The 16,030-nt window shown below is 57.2% G+C and carries 12 protein-coding genes; all 12 read left to right on the forward strand.

The features are described 5' to 3' along the window. Positions 1–57 precede the first annotated feature (57 nt). The 12 genes from ACF8YQ_RS08295 (at position 58) to ACF8YQ_RS08350 (ending at position 16,005) form a co-directional block, all read left to right on the forward strand. Positions 58–3,231 carry a FimV/HubP family polar landmark protein gene (locus tag ACF8YQ_RS08295; protein ID WP_396623160.1) on the forward strand — a complete coding sequence of 1,058 codons (3,174 nt, stop codon included), beginning with the start codon at positions 58–60 and terminating at the stop codon, positions 3,229–3,231. An 84-nt stretch (positions 3,232–3,315) separates the two neighbouring features. Continuing rightward, a complete protein-coding gene (gene truA, locus ACF8YQ_RS08300) occupies positions 3,316–4,224 on the forward strand; it encodes a tRNA pseudouridine(38-40) synthase TruA (protein WP_396623161.1) in 909 nt (302 codons plus the stop codon). Next, positions 4,221–4,850, forward strand: coding sequence for a phosphoribosylanthranilate isomerase (locus ACF8YQ_RS08305; protein ID WP_023010109.1), 630 nt, complete (start codon positions 4,221–4,223; stop codon positions 4,848–4,850). Before truA ends, ACF8YQ_RS08305 begins: the two co-directional genes overlap by 4 nt. Beyond that, positions 4,843–6,051 carry a tryptophan synthase subunit beta gene (gene trpB, locus ACF8YQ_RS08310; RefSeq protein ID WP_197536003.1) on the forward strand — a complete coding sequence of 403 codons (1,209 nt, stop codon included), beginning with the start codon at positions 4,843–4,845 and terminating at the stop codon, positions 6,049–6,051. Before ACF8YQ_RS08305 ends, trpB begins: the two co-directional genes overlap by 8 nt. Before the next feature lie 17 nt (positions 6,052–6,068). Beyond that, entirely contained in the window at positions 6,069–6,881 is an 813-nt protein-coding gene (gene trpA / locus ACF8YQ_RS08315; protein ID WP_396623162.1) for a tryptophan synthase subunit alpha, read from the forward strand. A gap of 38 nt (positions 6,882–6,919) precedes the next feature. Next, the gene (gene accD, locus ACF8YQ_RS08320) at positions 6,920–7,849 is read left to right on the forward strand and encodes an acetyl-CoA carboxylase, carboxyltransferase subunit beta (protein ID WP_396623163.1); all 930 of its coding nucleotides are present in this window, start codon (positions 6,920–6,922) and stop codon (positions 7,847–7,849) included. Continuing rightward, complete coding sequence (gene folC, locus ACF8YQ_RS08325; protein WP_396623286.1) at positions 7,830–9,146, forward strand: bifunctional tetrahydrofolate synthase/dihydrofolate synthase; 1,317 nt, start codon at positions 7,830–7,832, stop codon at positions 9,144–9,146. Before accD ends, folC begins: the two co-directional genes overlap by 20 nt. Positions 9,147–9,238: 92 nt before the next feature. Next, the gene (locus ACF8YQ_RS08330) at positions 9,239–9,910 is read left to right on the forward strand and encodes an SPOR domain-containing protein (RefSeq protein WP_396623164.1); all 672 of its coding nucleotides are present in this window, start codon (positions 9,239–9,241) and stop codon (positions 9,908–9,910) included. A gap of 93 nt (positions 9,911–10,003) precedes the next feature. After that, positions 10,004–10,573 (forward strand): CvpA family protein, encoded by a 570-nt coding sequence (locus tag ACF8YQ_RS08335; RefSeq protein ID WP_011785039.1) that lies wholly within the window; start codon positions 10,004–10,006, stop codon positions 10,571–10,573. Positions 10,574–10,607: 34 nt separating this feature from the next. Beyond that, positions 10,608–12,131 carry an amidophosphoribosyltransferase gene (gene purF / locus ACF8YQ_RS08340; protein ID WP_014421385.1) on the forward strand — a complete coding sequence of 508 codons (1,524 nt, stop codon included), beginning with the start codon at positions 10,608–10,610 and terminating at the stop codon, positions 12,129–12,131. 27 nt (positions 12,132–12,158) lie between these two features. Then, positions 12,159–13,382 (forward strand): O-succinylhomoserine sulfhydrylase, encoded by a 1,224-nt coding sequence (locus ACF8YQ_RS08345; protein ID WP_396623165.1) that lies wholly within the window; start codon positions 12,159–12,161, stop codon positions 13,380–13,382. 22 nt (positions 13,383–13,404) lie between these two features. Next, on the forward strand, positions 13,405–16,005 hold the full coding sequence (locus tag ACF8YQ_RS08350; protein WP_396623166.1) for a DNA translocase FtsK: 2,601 nt from the start codon (positions 13,405–13,407) through the stop codon (positions 16,003–16,005). Positions 16,006–16,030 lie beyond the last annotated feature (25 nt).

Here is a 16,030-nt window from a genome sequence, read left to right on the forward strand (position 1 = left end):
GTCCGATTCTGTTGAGATACGGCAGTAAAGAATAACGGAGACTGGAAAGGAATAAGCATGAAGGTACGCAAGCTTGCGGTTGCCCTGGCGCTGGCGGGAGGGCTCGGCTCTGGAATGGCTCAGGCGCTTGGACTTGGAGAAATTGAGCTCCAGTCCTGGCTGAATGAGCCACTGGATGCAGAAATATCACTGAATCAGAGTCGCGGTGTTGATCCCGGTGAAGTGTTCGTCAATGTGGCACCGGAGGCCGCCTATGAGCGCGTCGGCCTGGACCGCCACCAGTTTCTGAGTCAATTAAGGTTTGAAGTGGTTACCGGGACGGATGGCAACCTGGCCATCAATGTTTCCTCCCGGGCGCCGGTACGCGAGCCGTATCTGAATTTCCTCCTCGAGCTGACCTGGCCCAATGGTCGCCTGATGCGGGAATATGCCGTGCTGGTCGATCCTCCGGTCTACGCCGAGGAATCTGGTATTGAGGAGCAAGTCAGTGCTCCGGCCACGACAGCCACCCGACAGCAGCCGGCGCGCAGCCAGGAATCTGTCCGCCGTCAGGCGGCAGCCGAAGGCTCCGTGTCGCGGGGCTATCAGGCAGATACGTTTGGTCCGACAGGGCCCTCCGACACACTCTGGACTATTGCCCAGCAGGTACGTCCGGATGGTTCGGTTTCCATGCAGCAGGTTATGCTCGCGATTCAGGATCAGAATCCTAACGCGTTCATTGGTGGGAATATTAACCGCCTGAAGCGTGGTGAGGTGTTGCGGATTCCTTCCCTCGATCAGATTCGGAGCCGTAGCCGCGCTGAAGCCAATCGGGTAGTTGCACAGCAGAACCAGGAATTCCAGTCTCCGAGAACCGTTGATGCAACGGATACCGCCCAGGCTGCGGCAGGACAGGGTGCTACTCAGGCGGCAGCGGGTGATGAGTTGCGCCTGCTGGTTGCCGATGAATCGGAATCCCGGTCTACCGAAGACGGTGGTTCTGCCGGTGGTGATGGTGATCTGCCTGGCGGTGTTGATGCCGGTTCCGCAGTTGCGATGGAAGAACTGGAAGCCGCAAAACGCGAAAATGACGAGCTCAATACCCGTGTCCAGGATCTGCAGGATCAGGTTGAGACCCTGCAGCGGTTGCTGGAGCTGAAGAACAGCCAGCTGGCGGACATGCAGGGTATGGTGTCGGAGGAAGAGTCTCCGGCCCCGACCGACACTGGCGTGACCGAGTCTGACGCTGAACCGGCGACCACACCTGTAGAAGGTGATCTGGGTGCCGGCACCGGCGAAGAACCGGTATCAGACGGCCAGTCTGATGAAGCCGCTGATGGTGAATCGGCCGACACAGCGATGGCGGAAGAAGATAGCGCCATGGCCCCGGACGAAGCTGATATTGCAGGTGAAGAGCCGTTTGGTGGTGATGTCGACGCGAGCGCTGCGGATGAGGTGGTGGCAGAGCAGCCTGCCGTTACCGAGCAGGAATCATCATCTGAACCTGAGCCAGCGGCCGTCCCCCAGGCCCAGCAGCCAAAACCGCAGCAGCCAGTAACCGCGCCTGAAAAGGCATTTCCGGGTAACATTATTGACGGTATTCTGAACAATCCGATGTATCAGATTGCCCTCGGTGGTGGCCTTATCCTTCTGCTTCTGTTGTTGCTGCTCGTGGCACGACGCAATGCCAATCGAGAGAAAGAGTTCTACGACCAGTTGAACAGTGATGAGGGCGAAGGCGGTGATTCGTTCGACCTCAGTCTCGAAGATGAGGGTGAGGCAGAAGCGGAAGCCGGTGATGCCATTGCCGAAGCAGAAACCTATGTTGCCTACGGTCGTCACGATCAGGCAGCCCACGTGCTCGAAAACGCCATTTCACGTGAGCCCAGCCGCACTGATCTGCGCCTGAAGCTGTTGTCGGTGTATGCGGACAATCAGGATCGTGACGCGTTTGAAAAGCAGTACCGTGAAGTTGAAGCGCTGGATGATGAGGCAGCTATCCAGGAAGCTGAATCCCTCCGGGAGCGCCTTGCTGAAGCTGAAGCGATGCCCAGCATCGACGACCTTGAATCCCAACTGCGCTCGGATTCGTTCGGCAGTCAGCCAGAGCAAGAGCCGGCCACCGAGCATGCTTCGGATGACTGGGATATCTCTGACGAGCTGAAAGCTGACGAATTTGAAGCCACTTCAGAGCCCGCTGATGAAAACGAGTTCGGTGAGCTGGAATCCGATGTCAGCAAAGAATCCGATGGCCGGGATGACATGATTGAGTACGATCTGTCCGGCATTGGTGAAGAACCGGAGTCTGAAGACGAGTCCGCCACCGAAACTGATTACGCTTCACTTGATCTGGATTCCGGTCTGGATGAGGCAACCGGGACTTCCGAATCCAAAGAAGAGGACTTCAGTCTGGATTTCGAGTCGGCCTTTGAAGACGACGCACTCGCCGGTTCAGATGAGCCCTCCTTGGAAACCGATGAAGCGGAGCCGGTTGAGGCGGATCAGTCTGGTACCGTTTCGGATCAGGAAGACGATCTTGAGCTGGGCTTCGATCTTGATGACGACCTTGAGCCGACGGAAGAAGAGCCAGTTAAGCCGGAGGACACCGAGGTATCGGATCTGGACCTGGAGTCTGATTCGCTTGACGAGTCCTTCCTGGACGAGCTTGATGCGGAGCTGGATAAGGTTGCCGGCGAGGATGAAGACCCCTCTGAACTGGAGCTCGGCGAATCTGATCTGGATGACCTGGAGCTGGATGTGTCTGATGAAGATCTGGCGCTGATGGAAGAGTTCTCTGATAACGGAGAGCCTGCAGGTCCTCAGGAAGACGAACCATCCCTGGAAGATGAGCTTGGGCTGGAAGATGCGCTCAGCGAATCCGAGGCTGATGAGCCGGGCGTTGACCAGCAGAATCCGGAAGAGCTGGCGGAGCAGACAGAAGAGGTTGCTGAGGCTGAACCGGCTCCTGAAGAGCTGGAGGACGAAGTAGTGCCTGTGGCGTCAGACTCACTCGATGAAGGCTCCACTCGCAGTGATAGCGGGTTGGATATTGATGAGAGCGCTCTGGACGACGAGGATGACTTTGATTTCCTCGCCGGTACCGATGAAGCCGCCACCAAACTTGATCTGGCACGGGCCTACATCGAAATGGGTGACAGCGACGGTGCCAGGGATATTCTGGAGGAAGTTGCTCTTGAGGGTAACGAAGAACAGAAGGCAGAAGCACAAGAGCTTCTTAAAAATCTCTCCTGATTCGTTATAATCAACTAACCGCGGCAAGCGCCGGCCATTGAGCCGGCGTTTTGCTTTTTCAGTGGACAGCAATCGGGTCAGCACTTGTTCCTCACGCCTCAGCCTCTCACCACAGATAACGCCATTGGTAATGGACGGGTTGCCATCATCTTTGAGTACGACGGTCAGGCCTTTCATGGCTGGCAATTGCAGAAGAGTGGCGTGCGTTCGGTGGAGGCAGAACTTTCCCGGGCCGCGGCCCGCGTTGCCGACCATCCGGTCGACCTGGTGTGTGCAGGCCGCACCGACGCCGGCGTGCATGCCAGTTTTCAGGTAGCCCATTTTGACACGCCATCGGTTCGAAACCTTCGTTCCTGGGTCATGGGAATGAACACGGCATTACCTGATGACATTTCTGTGCACTGGGCAGGGAACGGTCAGGGCGATTTTCACGCCAGGTTTTCCGCGATTTACCGACGTTACCGGTATGTGATCTACAATAATCCGGTGCGCCCGGGGATCCAGCGTGGACAGGTGTCCTGGACATTTCGTCCGTTGGATGCCGAAAGAATGCATTGTGCAGCCCAGGCACTGGTCGGCGAGCATGACTTCTCCTCATTTCGCGCTGCCGGTTGCCAGTCCCGGACTCCGGTTCGGTTTCTGGAGCAGATTTCGGTAACCCGATGCGGAGAGTTTGTCGTAATAGATGTGCAGGCCAACGCCTTTCTTCATCATATGGTACGCAATATTGCCGGTGCCTTGATGGCGGTTGGTAATGGTCAGCAGCCTGAAGGCTGGATTGGTGATATTCTGGAACGCCGTGATCGCAAACTTGCCGGTGTGACCGCCCCTCCTTACGGGCTCTACCTGGTGGATGTCGGTTATCCTGAGTCCTTCGGGATTCCCAAGGCATTGTGTGGACCGGCGTTCGTTACTCCCTGGTTTGACCCGGCCAGCAACGCGCCGATCACACCAACTCACATACACCCGAAACAGGGAAAGGCTCCTGCATGACAGCCCGCGTAAAAATATGTGGCCTGACGCGCCCGCAGGATGTGGAAGCCGCGGTAGCCTGTGGCGCCGATGCCATAGGTCTGGTGTTTTATGCGCCGAGCCCTAGAGCGGTCGATCTGGAGCAGGCCCGAATCCTGGCCGCCAAGGTTCCTGCGTTCGTGGCGGTTACTGGACTGTTCGTGAATCCTGAGCGGGATTATGTCGAAGCAGTTCTGGATGCTGTGCCACTGGATCTCCTGCAGTTCCATGGCGATGAGAGTCCGGAGTTCTGCCAGTCTTTTGGCCGGCGCTGGATCAAGGCCGTCAGGGTGCGTGAGCCCGGACAGATCGAGCAGGCGTTTGCCGATTATCATCAGGCTTCCGGTTTGTTGGTGGACGCCTGGGATCCAAACCGCTATGGCGGTACCGGCCAGTCGTTCAACTGGTCACTGATTCCTGAAAGCAGGCCCTTGCCCCTGATATTGGCCGGTGGGCTGTCATCTGATAACGTAGCCCGCGCGATTGAGCAGGTACGCCCCTGGGCTGTTGACGTCAGCGGTGGGGTGGAAGAGAGCAAGGGTAAGAAAGACGCCACCAAATTGTCTCAATTTTTCAAAGAGGTTCACCGTGTCTGTAAAACTGACTGAAGAAATGTTGAAGGCGCTTCCTGATGCGAGAGGTCACTTCGGTGCCTTTGGTGGACGGTTTGTTTCAGAAACCCTGATGGATTCTCTGATGACCCTGGAAAAGGAGTACCTTCGGTTGAAGGAGGATCCGGAATTCCAGGCGACTTTTGATAATGACCTCGCCGATTATGTTGGCCGTCCCAGCCCGCTGTATTTCGCAGAGCGCCTGACTCGGGAAGCCGGTGGCGCACAAATCTGGCTCAAGCGCGAAGACCTCAACCACACCGGTGCCCATAAGGTGAATAACACCATTGGCCAGGCCCTGCTGGCCAGTTTTCTGGGCAAGAAGCGCATCATTGCAGAAACTGGCGCCGGTCAACATGGTGTAGCCACCGCCACGGTTTGTGCCCGTCTGGGCCTTGAATGTCACGTATTCATGGGGGCAGAAGACGTCAAGCGTCAGTCCCTGAACGTGTACCGCATGAAACTGCTGGGCGCGACCGTCCATGCCGTTCAGAGCGGTACGAAAACCCTTAAGGATGCCATGAATGATGCCATGCGCGACTGGGTCGCGAATGTGGATGATACTTTCTACATCATCGGCACTGTGGCAGGGCCGCATCCCTATCCTTTACTGGTGCGTGATTTCCAGTCGGTGATTGGGCGAGAAATCCGTAAACAGGCCATGGAAAAAGTGGGTAAACTGCCGGACGCACTGGTGGCCTGCGTCGGTGGCGGTTCTAACGCCATTGGTATGTTCTATCCGTTCCTCGCGGATGAATCCGTCGAGCTTTATGGTGTTGAAGCCGGTGGTCTGGGTATTGAAACCGGCCAACATGCGGCGCCGCTTTGTGCCGGTCGCCCCGGCGTGCTGCATGGTAACCGGACCTACCTGATGGAAGATGAGAATGGCCAGATCGCCGGAACACATTCCGTCAGTGCTGGTCTGGACTATCCCGGAGTAGGGCCCGAACATGCCTGGTTGAAAGACATTGGCCGCGCCAATTACGTGTCGGTGACTGATGACGAGGCACTGGATGGCTTCCGTAAACTGACACGCGTGGAAGGGATTATGCCAGCGCTGGAAACCGCCCACGCTGTGGCTTATGGCGTGAAGCTTGCCGCCACCATGGACAAGGACCAAATGCTGGTTATCAACATCTCTGGTCGCGGCGACAAGGATATTCACACCATTGCCCAACTGGATGGCATTGAGATCTGAAGGTATCAGGAGCAGGCATGAGCCGAATTGAAGGCGTATTGAAAGCATTGAAAGAGCAGGGTCGCAAGGCGCTGATTCCCTATATTACAGCGGGCGATCCACATCCGGATGAGACGGTCAGCCTGATGCATACCCTGGTGTCTGCTGGTGCTGATATTATCGAGCTGGGCGTGCCGTTTTCGGACCCGATGGCTGACGGCCCGGTGATTCAGCTTGCCTGTGAACGGGCGCTCAAGCACGGTACGTCGCTCCGTCAGGTGATTGCGATGGTCAAGGAGTTCCGCAAGACCGATCCGGATACCCCGGTGGTGCTGATGGGTTATCTGAACCCGATGGAAGCAATGGGCTATGAAGCGTTTGCCAATGCGGCAGCGGACGCAGGTGTCGATGGTATTCTAACAGTCGATCTGCCTCCGGAAGAGGCAGGTCAGGTAGCGCCGCTATTTGCCGACCGCCATCTGGATCCGATTTTCCTTTTGGCGCCGACAACCACGGATGATCGGATCAAGGCGATCAGCGAGCACTCATCCGGCTATGTGTACTATGTTTCTATCAAGGGCGTGACCGGGTCCGCAACCATTGATGTTGATGAAGTCGCGAAGAAAGTGGCCCACGTGCACGAGCTCACAGCGTTACCGGTAGGTGTGGGCTTTGGTATCCGGGATGCGAAAACTGCCGCCGCCGTAGGCAGAGTATCCGATGGTGTAATTGTTGGCAGTGTGCTGGTCGATACAATAGCCCGACATCAGACAGATCCTGACGCTTTGCGTAACGCACTGACGGATCTGCTGCACCCGATGCGCGAAGCGCTGGACAGCCTCGCTCACTGAGCGGGCATTATCCAGGCATCAAAGGACAGGACGAGAGCATGAGTAACTGGCTGGACAAAATCATGCCGAGCAAGATTCGCTCGGAATCGCGGCAACGTACCGGAGTGCCGGAAGGGTTATGGAAGAAATGCCCCAAATGCGGCGCATTCCTGTACAAGCCGGAGCTCGAGAAGAACCTGGACGTTTGCCCCAAGTGTAATCACCATCTGCGGGTGTCTGCACGTCGTCGACTGGATATCTTTCTGGACAAAGACGGGCGTGAGGAGCTGGCAGCTCACCTCGAACCGTCAGATCGGCTGAAGTTCAAAGACAGCAAGCGCTACAAGGATCGACTCGCGGCGGCGCAGAAAGCGACCGGCGAAAAAGATGCGCTGATTGCCATGCGTGGCACAACCATGGGTGTCCCTTTGGTTGTCTGCGCGTTCGAGTTCAACTTCCTGGGCGGTTCGATGGGTCAGGTGGTTGGCGAGAAGTTTGTCCAGGCAGCGAATGTGGCTCTTGAGCACCGGATTCCCCTGGTCTGCTTTTCCGCCAGTGGCGGTGCCCGCATGCAGGAAGCCATATTGTCTTTGATGCAGATGGCCAAGACCGCGGCGGTGTTGGAGAAGCTCAAGCAGGAAGGCATACCGTACATTTCGGTTATGACCGATCCGGTCTTTGGTGGTGTATCGGCCAGCCTCGCTATGCTGGGTGACCTCAATATTGCTGAACCTTACGCTCTGATCGGTTTCGCGGGCCCACGGGTTATCGAGCAAACCGTGCGCGAAAAACTGCCGGAAGGTTTCCAGCGCAGCGAATTTCTGCTGGAACATGGTGCCATTGATATGATTCTGCATCGTCATCAGATGCGTGAGCGCATCGCCCATCTGTTGGCCAAGTTTACTGCCCAGGAAAAGCCCGGCACCGAAGCCCCCATCGAATTTGAAGTTACTGAAAAGCCGGACGTTGATGAACCAGAAGGGCACTGAATCCTCCTCAGCCCCCGTTGGGCCTCCGGCCCTCGGGGCGTCTGTTCAAGAATGGCTGCACTGGCTCGAAGCCATTCATCCCACGGAAATAGATCTCGGCCTGGACCGGGTACTGGTGGTTCTGCGGCGGTTGTTCCCGCGCAAGCCTCAGGCTCGCATCATTACCGTGGCAGGGACCAATGGCAAAGGCACCACGGTTACGGCACTTGAGTCGATTTTGCTGGCAGCCGGCAGGAGCACCGGGGCTTATATGTCCCCCCATCTGTTCCGCTATAACGAGCGGGTTCGGATTGGTGGCCAGGAGATTTCCGATGCGGCCCTGGTGACCGCCTTCGAGCGGGTGGAGGCGGCTCGCCGCGGGGTGACTCTGACCTATTTTGAATTCGGAACCCTGGCCGCTTTTGTCGCATTTGCAGACGCTGGCGTTGAGAATTGGGTGCTGGAAGTCGGGTTGGGAGGTCGCCTGGATGCAGTCAACGTGCTGGACTCGGACTACGCGGTGATCACGTCAGTAGATATCGATCATATTGGTTTTCTGGGGGATAACCGGGAAGTCATTGGTTTTGAAAAAGCGGGGATCCTCAGACCGGGTATACCCGCCGTTTGTGCGGATCCAAATCCTCCATCCTCGGTCCTTCAACAGGCCGCGGCGCAGAAGGTGGCGCTGAAGCTCACCGGCCGTGATTATACGCTTGTGCCCGGTGCTCCCGGACAGGTTTTGCTCACTATTGGCGACGAGAAGATAGAGTTGCCATCCGGTCCCTTGCCTGTCCAGAGTGTGGCGGCTGCGGCGGTGCTCTCCCGGCAACTCGTACCGGAGCTTTCACTGGAAAGCCTTCAGCATGCGATACATAGCGTGCGGGTTCCAGGCCGGTTTGAAACCATTCATCACGATCCGGATGTCATTATAGACGTTGGTCACAACCCCCATGCTGCTGCCTGGCTCGCAGAGAACCTTCGTGACCTTCGGGGTGACAGCCCCGGGCGAATTCTGGCCGTCTATGGGGCTTTGGGAGACAAGGACGTAGAGGGTGTGACCAGTGCCATGTCATCCGTCGTCGATCAATGGTACCTGGCGGGCCTGGATGTTCCCAGAGGGCTCGATTCCGACAGCCTGATGAAGCGTATATCAACCGTTGCGCTTCAAGGAAAGCCGGGGGCTTTTGGCTCGGTGTCCGAGGCGCTTGCCGCGGCCATGGAGGCCACAAAGTCCGGTGACCGGATTGTCGTGTTTGGATCGTTCTTTACGGTTGCACTGGCCAGGGAAGAACTTCTGCCGGCTTCGGAAGCGCCTTAAAGTTTGTCCATAGGCACCTGGCAAGCTTTGAGTTCTGGCGAGTGGCCGGTTAGTATCGTGATCAAACAGGTTGTTAACGGGAGCCCTCTCAGGTGGATGGACTGAAGCAGCGGATCATTGGCGCACTGGTGCTGGTTTCACTCGCGGTTATTTTCGTGCCGATGATTTTTGACGAGCCTCATTCCCAGAGACAGTCAACCCCCATCACCATTCCCGAGGAACCTCCGTTCCCCGAAGTTGAGATGCCTGAATCTCAGTATCCGGATAACGAGACCGTCGGCGCAGAGGCCCCCAGGAGTTCCGCGCCGCCCGTTAACGACGAGCCGGCGGCCGGTTTCCGGATCATCGAGGAAAACGCTGCTGCCGAGGAGGAGCCCGCCCCGGAGCCAAATTCCCAACAGGTGGAACCAGTACCGGCAGAATCCTCCGCTGAGCCGGAGCCTGCAGCGCCAGCCGAACAGCAAGATGCTGCCTCCACAGCTGGTACAGAACGCGGCGATAAGGCCGAGTTTACCGGTTCACTTGAAGGTGCGTGGGTGGTGCAGCTTGGCAGTTTTGGCAACCAGGACAACGCCCGGCGTTTGCGGGACAAGGTTCTCGACATGGGGTACGGCGCCCACCTGCAACAGGTTGATCGCGGCGATAGCACCCTGACCCGGGTATTCAGCGGTCCGTTCGTCAACAAAGACGATGCCCAGAAAGCCAAGGCGGCCCTTGATAAAGCCTTCGGCTTGAACAGCCTGGTTACCACCGGCGACAAATAACTGGCCGTTGCCGGATTTAATCTGGCTTCGGCAGTTTGGTGTCACCCGGTTTCCTGTTAGAATCCGCCTTTCGTTTTCTCCACCGGGTTTTCCATGGAAGCGCTGATCTGGATAGACTGGGTCATCATTGCCCTCATTACCGTCTCCACGCTTATCAGTCTGAAGCGGGGCTTTGTCCGTGAAGCGCTGTCGCTGGTTACCTGGGTTGGTGCATTTATCATTGCCCGGACGTTTCACCCCCAGATGCAATCGCTTCTGGAGTCCACGGTGGAAACACCGCTGGTGCGGTTGATTGCAGCGTTTGCCATCCTTTTCTTTGGCACCCTGATCGTTGGCGCGATCATCAACAATATGATCGGCCACCTGGTGCGTGCGACCGGCCTGTCAGCAACGGACAGGGTACTCGGCATGGGGTTTGGTCTTCTCAGAGGGGTTGTGGTTGTGATTGTCGCCATTGCCTTCACGCGCTACACGCCGCTGGCCGAGGATACCTGGTGGAGAACTTCGGTCATGATTGAACGCCTTGCGGTAGTTGAGGATTGGTCCAGGCGCACGCTCGGCGACGAGTTTGCCCGCTTCCTCGGTCCGGAGCAGGGCGCTCAAACAGCCCCGGAGGCGTCCGCAGAACCTGAAGGCGTGGAACCCGCGTCTGCATCCCGTTAACATTCAGTTTTAACACTCGGAGATATATCCAGCCATGTGCGGCATTGTCGGTATCGTCAGTACTTCCAACGTCAATCAGCTTCTTTATGATGCACTGACTGTTCTTCAGCACCGTGGCCAGGATGCGGCGGGTATTGTTACCTTCCAGGACAACCGATTCTTTTTGCGTAAAGACAATGGACTGGTGCGGGATGTTTTCCATACTCGCCATATGCGCCGGTTGGTGGGTAACGTGGGCATCGGGCATGTGCGTTATCCCACGGCGGGTAGCTCCAGTTCAGCGGAGGCCCAGCCTTTCTATGTGAACAGCCCCTACGGCATTACCCTGGCGCACAACGGCAACCTGACCAATGCCGATGAGCTGAGCAGCGATCTGTTCCGAACCGATCTGCGCCACATCAACACCAACTCGGATTCTGAAGTTCTGCTGAACGTGTTCGCCCACGAACTGCAGAAACTGGGTAAGCTGAACCCCACCAAGGACGAGATCTTTTCCGCTGTGCGCGCAGTGCACAAGCGTTGCAAAGGCGCCTATGCTGTTATCGCCATGATCACCGGTTATGGCATCGTCGGTTTCCGGGACCCGAACGGTATCCGGCCCGCCTGCTACGGTGTCCGGGAAAATGAAGAGGGCCAGAAGGAATACATGATCGCGTCGGAAAGCGTCGCCCTCAATGCTGCCGGTTTCAGCATCGTTCGTGACATTGCTCCGGGCGAGGCTGTCTATATTGAAACCGATGGCACCTTGTATTCAGAACAGTGCGCCGAATCACCCAAGCTCTATCCGTGTATTTTCGAACATGTCTATTTTGCCCGTCCGGACTCGATCATGGACGGCGTTTCCTGTTACAAGGCCAGGCTCCGGATGGGCGAGGTGCTGGCAGACAAGGTCCTGCGCGAGCGGCCCGACCACGATATCGACGTAGTCATTCCCATTCCGGACACCAGTCGTACGTCCGCCATGCAAATGGCCCATCAGTTGGGCGTGAAGTATCGCGAAGGCTTTATCAAGAATCGGTACATTGGCCGTACCTTTATCATGCCCGGCCAGAAAATGCGTAAGAAATCGGTACGCCAAAAGCTCAACCCGATTGACCTGGAATTCCGTGGCAAGAACGTCATGCTGGTAGACGATTCCATCGTACGGGGCACTACCTGTAAGGAAATTGTTCAGATGGCTCGGGATGCCGGAGCACGTAATGTCTATTTCGCGTCGGCGGCGCCCCCCGTGCGCTATCCCAACGTGTACGGCATCGACATGCCTTCGGCCAGCGAACTGATTGCCCATGACCGCACGGTGGAAGAGGTTCGGGATCTGATCGGCGCCGACTGGTTGGTGTATCAGGACCTGGATGACCTGATTTCCTGTGTCAACGATGTCAACGAAGACATTAATGGGTGGGAATGCTCGGTATTCACCGGGGATTATATTACCGGCGACGTGGATGAAGCTTACCTGACCAGGCTGGAGGATCTTCGAAAGGACGAGAAGCGCTCAACCAGCCAGGTGGCCAATGCCGACAATGCCATTATTGACCTGCACAACGATGAAGACTGACACCCACAACTGCGCCAGGAGACTGCCATGACGTTCGGCCGAGATGAGCAAGTTTGGATTCCCGAATCGGACCTGGAAGGCATGTCGGTTGATACCCTGGCCGTGCGGGCAGGGCAGATCCGTACCGGGCAGCTCGAACACAGCGATGCAATATTCCCGACCTCCAGCTTCGTCTATGGCAGCGCTGCCCAGGCGGCCGCCCGTTTCGGCGGTGAAGAGCCCGGTAATATCTACTCCCGCTTTACCAACCCGACCGTGCAGGCATTTGAAGCCAGAATTGCCGCCATGGAAGGGGGAGAGCGTGGTGTTGCGACCGCTTCGGGTATGGCTGCGATTCTCAGCACCTGCATGTCTTTGCTGAAATCCGGCGACCATGTGATTTGCTCCCGAGGTGTGTTCGGGACGACCAACGTACTGTTTCAGAAGTACATGGCCCGATTTGGCGTAGAAACCAGCTTTGTCAGCCTGACGAACACCGATGAGTGGAAGGCTGAGGTTCGTCCCGCCACCCGGATGCTGTTTCTGGAAACCCCGTCCAATCCGCTGTGTGAAGTGGCGGATCTTGCTGCCTTGTCTGCGATCGCGCGCGAAAACGATGCCTTGCTGGTGGTCGACAACTGCTTCTGCACACCTGTGCTGCAGCGGCCACTGGAGCAGGGCGCCGACATCGTTATCCACTCAGCCACCAAGTATCTCGACGGCCAGGGCCGTTGTGTCGGTGGCGTGGTGGTTGGGCCGGCCAGGTACCTGGACGAGATTTATGGTTTCCTCCGTTCCGCCGGCCCGACCATGAGTCCGTTCAACGCCTGGGTCTTCCAGAAGGGCCTGGAAACCTTACCGATTCGTATGCGCGCCCATTGTGACAATGCGTTAGAGTTGGCGTTGTGGCTGGAACAGCAGGACTGTGTGGAAAAAGTTTACTATGCAGGCTTGCAGAGTCATCCGCAGCACGAGCTGGCGAAAAAACAGCAGGACGGCTTTGGTGGCGTGCTCTCCTTCCTGGTAAGGGGTGGCCGGGAACAGGCGTGGAAGTTTATTGACGCGACCCGGATGATTTCCATCACCGCCAATCTGGGGGATGTGAAAACCACCATCACTCATCCGGCGACAACCACTCATGGACGCCTCTCTCCCGAGGACAAGGCGAGGGCAGGCATTACCGAGAACCTGATTCGTCTGTCCGTCGGTATCGAATCCATCAAGGATCTGAAAACCGATCTGGACAGAGGTTTCCAGGCGTTGAAAGACTAACAACCGGACGGTTTGAGTATTCATGGCGGAATCCGCGAAAGCGAAGAAAGCAGTAGCCACAGAACTGACCGACAAGCAGAAGCGATTTCGTCGCCTGATGGCCCAGGGAGCCAGAGAAGGCGCAGTTATTGCGCTGATTGTGCTGTGCATCTATCTCGCCATGGCCCTGTTTACCTTCAATCCGGCTGACCCAGGCTGGGCCAGTATTGGCCATGATATCCGTGTGCAGAATTACGCAGGCCGCACCGGTGCCTGGCTGGCGAGCCTGTTCATGGACTTCTTCGGCCATGTGTCCTGGCTGTTTCCGGTGATGGTTGCCGGTTACGCCATCATGCTTATTCGTCGTCGGCACCAACCGCTCGATATGCACTGGCCACTGTTCATGGTTCGCTTTGGTGGCTTCGTTCTTATTCTGCTGTCTGCGACCAGTCTGCTTTCTCTCTACTCCGTATTTGGCCTGGGCGCCTCCTCAGGTGGCGTTTTGGGCACTGCCGTGTCTGAAGCCATGGTTCGGTTTTTTAATCTTCCGGCGACCACGCTACTGCTGATTGCCATCTTTCTGTTTGCCCTGACGGTGACGATCGGCTTGTCCTGGTTCCGGTTGATGGATCAGGTGGGAGGCTTGACTCTGAAGTTTGGCCTGGCCGCCAAAGCTCTATTCGCCGGGGCAGGAAAGAAGCCTGATAAAAACACCGGCCAGGGAACTCCAGCAGCCAGGGCGGAAGCACCAAAGCCCGAACCGGAACCCCCGGTTGTGCGTGACAAAGTCCGGGCTCTCGAGAGGGGTAAAAATGACCGAAAGGCAGGCCAGCAGAGCTGGTGGCAGCGGATATTTGGTCGTCGTGCAAAACCCGCAGAGGATACCAGGACCCGGGAGCCCCAGCGCGAGCGGAAAGAACCGGCTATCGAAGGGCTGCCTGCATCCATAGCGGAACCAGAGCACCTGGAGAGTTTCAGCTCTCGGGATGTAAAGTCAGAGCCATCGCCTCCCCCGGCTGAAAAGGCCAAGACCCGTTCCCTGAAGATTTCGCCGTTCAAGAAAGAAGAGCAGGGCGGTGCGCCGAAAAAGGGTGATGAGCGCCAGGGCTCTCTGCTGGAAGACATTGAAAGCCCGATTCCGCCGATTTCATTGCTGGATCCTCCCGAGGAGCACAAAGAAAGAGGTTATTCGGAAGAGTCTCTGGAGCACATGTCCCGTTTGCTCGAAGAGAAGCTAAGCGATTTCGGGGTGTCGGTTGAGGTGGTCGAGGTTAATCCCGGCCCGGTGATTACCCGCTTCGAGATCAAACCGGCGCCCGGGGTCAAGGTCAGCAAGATTTCCAACCTGGCAAAAGACCTGGCCCGATCCCTGGCCGTGCTCAGTGTGCGGGTGGTCGAGGTGATTCCGGGCAAATCCGTCGTCGGCATCGAGATTCCCAACGAGGAGCGTGAAATTGTACGCCTGAGCGAAGTGCTGGGTGCCAAAGTGTTCACCGAATCCTCCTCTCCACTGACATTGGCTCTGGGGAATGATATTGGGGGCAACCCCATGGTTGCCAACCTGGCCAAGATGCCCCACCTGCTGGTCGCCGGCACCACCGGTTCCGGTAAGTCGGTGGGGGTGAACGCCATGTTGTTGAGCATGTTGCTGAAGGCCACTCCGGACGAGGTCCGGTTCATCATGGTTGACCCGAAGATGCTTGAGCTGAGCATTTACGACGGGATCCCGCATCTGTTGGCGCCAGTGGTCACGGACATGAAAGAGGCCGCCAATGCCCTGCGTTGGTGTGTGGCCGAGATGGAGCGCCGCTACCGGCTGATGGCCAGCCTGGGGGTTCGAAATATTGCCGGCTACAACAAGAAGGTGAAAGATGCCCGGGCGGAGGGAGAGCCGCTGCTGGATCCACTCTGGAAGCCGGATGAATACCTTGCCAATGATGAGCAGGAACGCCCTGAGCTGGATACACTGCCGTTTATTGTGGTGGTGATCGATGAATTTGCCGACATGATGATGATTGTCGGCAAGAAAGTGGAAGAATTGATTGCCCGGATTGCCCAGAAGGCACGGGCGGCTGGCATCCACCTGGTTCTGGCAACCCAGCGGCCCTCCGTTGATGTGATTACCGGTCTGATCAAGGCGAACATTCCCACCCGGATGTCGTTCCAGGTGTCCTCCAAGATCGACTCCCGCACCGTTCTCGACCAGGGCGGCGCAGAGCAGTTGCTGGGCCATGGCGACATGCTTTATCTACCACCTGGTTCCGGTTTACCGGTGCGGGTGCACGGGGCCTTTGTCGATGATGACGAAGTTCACCGCGTCGTCAGTGCCTGGAAAGCCCGGGGTGAGCCGGAGTACGTGGATGATGTACTGAATGGCGCCGAGGGCGAGCACCTTCCTGGTGTGCCCACGCTCAGCGAGGGCGGCGCCGGTGGTGGCGAAGAGGGCGACGCCCTGTTTGACGAAGCTGTCGCCTTTGTTACCGAAAACCGACGGGTGTCGATTTCGTCGGTCCAGCGTAAATTCAAGATCGGCTACAACCGTGCCGCCAATCTGGTGGATGCCATGGAAGCTTCGGGGGTAGTTAGCCCGGCGGGCCACAACGGTGCCAGAGAAGTTCTCGCACCGCCGCCTCCCAGAGACTAGGAGTTATCAGATGATCAGAATGTTT

It is taken from the genome of Marinobacter sp. W-8 (genome assembly GCF_044342215.1).
GTDB lineage: Bacteria > Pseudomonadota > Gammaproteobacteria > Pseudomonadales > Oleiphilaceae > Marinobacter > Marinobacter nauticus.